Consider the following 5804-nt stretch of genomic DNA (forward strand, 5'->3'; position numbering starts at 1 on the left):
ATGAGCATTGCTTTTATACCTACTAGATTTTTGCAAGGCGATTTGAAATATCGTTTTTTAAAAGAGCTTGATGATAGATAAATTAGGAGGACATATGAAAAAATACGTTATTCCAATTGCAAGTAGCGATGCAGACTTAAACCGTATAAATTTCCAAGAGCTACTACAATGCACAATTAATGATAATAAAATTAATATTACATATAAAAAGTACATAGACCAAAATACACATAAAACGGTAAAAAACAAAAAAGGGATAAATTTTAAAGGAGAAATAGTAAAAGTAGAAGACGCTATAAACTTAGTTGGAAATTTCCATTATTCAAAAAAGTTGAAAATTCTATGGTTTATAATGCTTATTTTTATTGAATTGTGTGTATTCTACTTCGCTTTATCTGATTTTTTGAAAACGTGGTTTTTAGATGTTGGAATATTGCTAACATTATTTCTTTATAATAGTATAATTACTGGGTATGATACAGAAAAATTTACTATAATAAATCTATTAACTAAGGAAACAAATAAGATATCATCTAAAAAATTTGAATATACATATCTAGATAATGAAGAAATCAATTGTTATGATTTAGATGAATTATATAAAGATGCATCTAGTATTTTAAAAATGGGGAATAGAAGTAAATATATAAAAGTAATTTGCTCTTTATTGGGTGCACTCTTGTTTTTTACAGGATTTATAGGAGCTTTGATATTTGGATTAGGGTCAGAGACAAAGCAATTTGAGATAGTAAATGAGTATAGTCCATTATACGATAAAGAGGATTTTCTAGTAGATGAAAAAGGTAGAATGTATGTAGTTTGTGACAACTATACAGAGATATTCGATGAAAATGGAGACTTCTTAATGAAAGTAAATCACGGTGCAGGTGCAATTGGAGTTTATTTGAATTTTGAAGAGGGATTAACTGCATTTTTAGTAGAAAGCAAGAACAAGGACTATGAAGATCCCGACTACTATCATGAGTTTATAATTGATATATCTAATGAGAAAATAGTAGAAGAAAATACATATAGAGAAGAACAGGTAGAGATAGAAAATTTTAATGGAAGTCGTTATTATTTGCAAGATGATAAGCTATATACTATACGAGGCGATAAGGTAACTATAGAAGGAGATGACATTGATAAGGTTGTAGATTTGAATAGTCCTAAGACACCGATTTATTTTGGATATTTTTTTACTTTATCGTGTATCGGTGTGGCTATGGTGTATTTTATAAATTTGAAATTTTAATGAATAGAAATTTATAGGAGAAGTGAAATGAAGTATTTAAAAATTGATGGATTAACAGATGTTTATCCAGAGCAAGTTGAAGGTACAAGTGAGTGGTACTATTGCAAATTAGCGAAAAATACATTTTGTGATTTGTATGAAGCTGAGGATATTATCAAGTCTGGAAATATTTATCAGGGAATGAATTGTATTTTAATACATTATCCAGATGGAGAAGTGATTAGACCTTTTGAGATTAAAGAAAATATGTATGTCGATGCTCCAATATTTTATGATGGGATATTATATTTTCTAGTAGTCGATTTTAATCAAAAAAAGATTAAAATAGTATCTTATACTCCAAACACTAAAGAGAAATCTATCGTAGTAGAATTATCACTTAGCGAAGTAGAGGATTGTTATAATCTATTGCTTCGAGTTGCACCAGTTTTATTAATTCGAGAGGCAAATGACGGATATTTAAATGTAATATGGCCGGAGAAGAAAAAAATCAAGATAGGAGATACGGAGGGATTGATGTTTCGTGATGGCGATAATTTATATTGCTCAGAGTGGTATGAAGATACTGAGTATCATGAAATGATAATCATTAGGGATTGGAACACCGGAGAAGTAAAGGAAAAATTTGAAGGGCAAATGATTAGAATGTCAAATGGAGATATTTGGATATTGTAATTAATAGTAATCATGGAGGAAATTATGACAGAAAAAGAAAAAATGTTATCAGGAAAATTATACATGGCAAGTGATGAAGAACTTCAAAAAGAGGCTATAAGATGTAGAAAATTAATTAGATTATTCAATAATTCTACAGAAGAAGAAATGGACTACAGAACTAGCTTATTAAACGATTTATTCGGAAAAGTCGGCAAAAATGTGTTTATAGAACCTACATTTAGATGTGACTATGGCAAAAACATATATATTGGAGATAATTTCTTCGCAAACTACGACTGCATAATACTAGACGTATGCAAAGTTGAGATAGGAAACAACGTTATGTTTGGACCTAGAGTATGCGTATATACAGCAGGTCATCCAATAGATGCAGAGGTCAGAATTACAGGTCTTGAATTTGGACAAGAAATAAAAATCGGCGATAATGTATGGATATGTGGAAATACAGTTATAAATCCAGGTGTCAAAATCGGCGATAATGTAGTTATAGGATCAGGTTCAGTAGTAACAAAGGATATAGAAGACAACGTGATAGCTGCTGGTAATCCTTGTAAGGTTTTGAGAAAAATAACGCAAGAGGATAAGGAATATTGGAATAAAAAAAGAGAAGAGTATTTTGAGGATTAAAAAATGTATAAAGTAGATATTTTAACTGATAATATAGAATCAAATATTATTGATTTATTGCATACAAAGGATACTAAGGTAGAAAAAGTAAAAGATTCTTATATTATGAAGTCTTTTGTATATCAAGATGAGTTTAAAATGATGTATAGAAAGCTTTTTAATAGAAATACAGATAGTCCTACTGATAGGCATATGCAGACATTTAATAATGGGATATTTTTTGAATTTAATATAGAGATGAACCCAAAAGGATGTAGCATCTTTGGTGAATTTCGTTTCCCAAAACTTATTAAATTAATTTTTTTGATTTGCCATCTGTTTTTTTTATTTATATTTTATGAATTCGCTCCATCGATAGGGCTTTTTATTATAATCGTCATGATGCCGATGATTTTAGCTGATGTATCGATGCCTAATAAGATTAAAACATATAGAGAATGTGTTTTATGTAAAATAGAGAAGAATTTGAAAAATCAAAATGTAAATATACAAGATATTAAAAGGTATAATTTTTTTAATAAATAAGATATAGCCACAAATTTATTGACTAGACATACCGTGTCTAGTGTATAAAAATACGGCATTTCTCGCTTTGTGTCGTGTTTTATTTTCTGTATAAAAGATAAAATGAATTTGAAAGGAGGTAATCGAGTGGATCAAAAAAAGATAGGCAGTTTTCTAAAAGAACTGCGCAAAGACAAAGGTATAACTCAGGAACAGTTTGCCGAAAAATTAGGTGTATCTGGTAGAACTATATCAAGATGGGAAACTGGTTCGAATATGCCAGATTTGGATATTCTTATTCAGATTGCAGATTATTATGATGTAGAAATTAGAGAAATTTTAGATGGAGAAAGGAAAAGCGAGAAAATGAACAAGGATTTAGAAGAAACTGTACTTAAGGTAGCGGATTATAGCAATAAAGAAAGAGAAATAATTACGAAGCGAATGCATATTTTATTTTTGATAGGTGTTATATGTTTTATTGTATATATAGCTTTAGAGGCTTTAGGAATGGCAGATAGTGGATTTACAGAAAAAATTGCTAGTTTTGCACTTGGATTTTCATTTGGAATGTTAATTGTTGGTGTGATTTATACAAGTAGATATATGGTCAAAATTAGAGAGTTCAAAATGAGAATGTTAAAACGTGGATAGATTATGGCAATATATTTTTAGATATTAAAATGCGAAAGGAATTGGAGAAAGATATTGTGTATTTCTGCAGTTCCTTTCGCATTTATAAGTTTTAGCTTGTAAAAACTACATTTCCATAAATTCAATAGAATTGCCATGTTGCTCTATAATAGAAATCAAATCTGATGAATCTAACCATATTGTAGCTGTATTATCATTAGGATGTACACCTATTAAAGTTTCATGGAATGACTCATCAAATATCACCTTTACTTTGCGCTCATCGTCGTTCAAAATACCAAATGGAGTTACAGCGCCTTTTGTAAGCCCCAAAATTTTACTTAAATCATTTTCAGAAGCAAAAGTTAATGGTCTTGAACCTAATTTTTGTCTTAAGGATTTTAGTTGTACTCTCTTATCCTCTCTTATAACAAGAAGGTAATAATTCTTTTTCTTGTCATCTCGAATAAATAAATTTTTGGCTATTGCATCTTGGTTCGGTAAATTTAATTCTAACATTTCATCGATTGTATATACTGCGTTGTGTTCAACGATATCGAATTTAATTTCTCTGTCATTTAAAAATTTAACGACAGCTTGTGCTTGTTCAGTCATAATGTATTTTCTCCTTTGATATAAAAATTTTTAATAAGAAAATGATTGCTATACTATTTATATTTTATAATATAAATAAGAGCTAGTGCATAGTTTATTTATATTGTGCGTTAAAGTATTTTTTTGAATTTGAATTTATAGATATGGAGGATATAGATGAGTAGAACAGAAAATGTTGAATTGACAGTACTATGTTTAATTTATCAGGGAGATAAATATTTATTGCAGGATAGAGTCGGTGAAGATTGGAAAGGATATACTCTTCCAGGTGGTCATATCGAAAGTGGAGAGTCTATTGTCGATGCTGTAATAAGAGAAATGAAAGAGGAGACAGGTCTTACAATAAAAAATCCTAAATTATGTGGAGTAAAGCAGTTTCCAATAAAAGGTGGAAGATATATCGTATTCCTTTTTAAAACTGATGAATATGATGGAGATGTTATAAGCTCAAAAGAGGGTGAGATGCATTGGGTTAAAAGGGAGGACTTATCGAAGCTCGATCTTGTCAATAATTTCAGTGAATTGTTGAAAGTAATATTAGATGATAAATTAACCGAATTTCAATATGTAGTTCAAAATGATGAATGGAAGCTTATTTTGAAATAGAATAACTCGTTGACAGATATATCGGAACATGATATATTATAAATATATCATATGACGATATATTGAGATGTGATATATATTGTTTTGGAAATTTAAAAGGGGGATCAATTATGGATAATAAAACAATAAAAACACTTCTTGTCATAGCAAGTGCGGGGTTAGCAATTGCAGGAATAATATTTTTGTGTATTAGTATATTTGGAGATAAATCAAACAATAATTCACTTATTGCTGCATTGGGATGTATTGCTCTGAGTAATTTATTTAATGTTATAAGGGGATTAAATGAAAAAAGTAAGTAATCTTATAAATTTTAAACTATGTAAAATATAATAGCTTTCTATGATTATGCTGTAATTGAAGTTAAAAATTATCATAGAAAGCTATTTTAAAAATTTTTGAATTTTATCCTTATCTCTTAATCGACCAGCTGAAATATCCTTTTTCGTTTTTAGTATATGTCAATACAGCGTCGAATTTATTTCCGTTTTTGTCTGTAAGTGATTTAACTTTTGCCTCGCCTTTTTTAAGGATGGATTTTACCATTGTCTTATTAGGCTTTTTCTTATAAAGGGCTAAGTATTTGTCGTTTTTAAATATTCCGAACTTGCAAGTTTTGTAGTTCGTACATAAAAATCCGCTTTCAACCTCGATTACATCGCCACCGCAGACAGGACAAGTTCCTAGGGAATTGCTTTTAGTATTGTCAGAGGCAGAAGCTTTAGCATTAGCTGAATTAGCTTTTTTAGCAGCTTTATTTAGCTCAGATTGAGATTTACTTTTTCCTGTTTTAGGATCGTACACGTAAGCCTCTGTATTTATTTTTTTAGGCGAATCGTATTTTATTAAATTAACGTTTTTTACTATAAAATTCATTATATTCGTC

The 5804-nt window shown here is 29.4% G+C and carries 8 protein-coding genes and 1 pseudogene; 7 read left to right on the forward strand and 2 right to left on the reverse strand.

Annotated elements, in window-relative coordinates; translation table 11 throughout:
- The first annotated feature begins 94 nt into the window (after window positions 1-94).
- The 5 genes from ACI3VO_RS04220 to ACI3VO_RS04240 all read left to right on the forward strand — a co-directional run bounded on the left by ACI3VO_RS04220 (window position 95) and on the right by ACI3VO_RS04240 (window position 3718).
- Window positions 95-1255, forward strand: a complete 1161-nt coding sequence (locus ACI3VO_RS04220) for a hypothetical protein (RefSeq protein WP_439756725.1) — start codon at window positions 95-97, stop codon at window positions 1253-1255.
- A gap of 27 nt (window positions 1256-1282) precedes the next feature.
- On the forward strand, window positions 1283-1930 hold the full coding sequence (locus ACI3VO_RS04225) for a hypothetical protein (protein ID WP_439756726.1): 648 nt from the start codon (window positions 1283-1285) through the stop codon (window positions 1928-1930).
- A gap of 24 nt (window positions 1931-1954) precedes the next feature.
- The gene (locus ACI3VO_RS04230; RefSeq protein ID WP_439756727.1) at window positions 1955-2560 is read left to right on the forward strand and encodes a sugar O-acetyltransferase; all 606 of its coding nucleotides are present in this window, start codon (window positions 1955-1957) and stop codon (window positions 2558-2560) included.
- A gap of 3 nt (window positions 2561-2563) precedes the next feature.
- Entirely contained in the window at window positions 2564-3085 is a 522-nt protein-coding gene (locus ACI3VO_RS04235; protein ID WP_439756728.1) for a hypothetical protein, read from the forward strand.
- A gap of 126 nt (window positions 3086-3211) precedes the next feature.
- A complete protein-coding gene (locus ACI3VO_RS04240) occupies window positions 3212-3718 on the forward strand; it encodes a helix-turn-helix domain-containing protein (RefSeq protein WP_439756729.1) in 507 nt (168 codons plus the stop codon).
- A 105-nt stretch (window positions 3719-3823) separates the two neighbouring features.
- Here the strand turns inward: ACI3VO_RS04240 and ACI3VO_RS04245 are convergent, their stop codons facing one another.
- Window positions 3824-4312, reverse strand: a complete 489-nt coding sequence (locus tag ACI3VO_RS04245) for a prolyl-tRNA synthetase associated domain-containing protein (RefSeq protein ID WP_439756730.1) — start codon at window positions 4310-4312, stop codon at window positions 3824-3826.
- A gap of 156 nt (window positions 4313-4468) precedes the next feature.
- On the opposite strand from ACI3VO_RS04245, the gene ACI3VO_RS04250 reads away from it, so the two are divergent.
- Complete coding sequence (locus ACI3VO_RS04250; RefSeq protein ID WP_439756731.1) at window positions 4469-4918, forward strand: 8-oxo-dGTP diphosphatase; 450 nt, start codon at window positions 4469-4471, stop codon at window positions 4916-4918.
- Window positions 4919-5028: 110 nt separating this feature from the next.
- The gene (locus ACI3VO_RS04255; protein ID WP_439756732.1) at window positions 5029-5220 is read left to right on the forward strand and encodes a hypothetical protein; all 192 of its coding nucleotides are present in this window, start codon (window positions 5029-5031) and stop codon (window positions 5218-5220) included.
- A gap of 109 nt (window positions 5221-5329) precedes the next feature.
- Here ACI3VO_RS04255 and ACI3VO_RS04260 read toward each other — a convergent pair.
- Window positions 5330-5804: pseudogene (locus ACI3VO_RS04260) on the reverse strand (type IA DNA topoisomerase); the annotation flags it as partial.

It is taken from the genome of Intestinibacter sp. (genome assembly GCF_051866655.1).
Classification (GTDB): Bacteria; Bacillota; Clostridia; order Peptostreptococcales; family Peptostreptococcaceae; genus Intestinibacter.

Bases quoted from the DNA above. Each gene is read 5' to 3' on its own strand.
- ACI3VO_RS04230 (WP_439756727.1), top strand. From the start codon at position 1,955: ATGACAGAAAAAGAAAAAATGTTATCAGGAAAATTATACATGGCAAGT.
- ACI3VO_RS04245 (WP_439756730.1), bottom strand. From the start codon at position 4,312: ATGACTGAACAAGCACAAGCTGTCGTTAAATTTTTAAATGACAGAGAA.
- ACI3VO_RS04235 (WP_439756728.1), top strand. From the start codon at position 2,564: ATGTATAAAGTAGATATTTTAACTGATAATATAGAATCAAATATTATT.
- ACI3VO_RS04250 (WP_439756731.1), top strand. From the start codon at position 4,469: ATGAGTAGAACAGAAAATGTTGAATTGACAGTACTATGTTTAATTTAT.
- ACI3VO_RS04255 (WP_439756732.1), top strand. From the start codon at position 5,029: ATGGATAATAAAACAATAAAAACACTTCTTGTCATAGCAAGTGCGGGG.
- ACI3VO_RS04225 (WP_439756726.1), top strand. From the start codon at position 1,283: ATGAAGTATTTAAAAATTGATGGATTAACAGATGTTTATCCAGAGCAA.
- ACI3VO_RS04220 (WP_439756725.1), top strand. From the start codon at position 95: ATGAAAAAATACGTTATTCCAATTGCAAGTAGCGATGCAGACTTAAAC.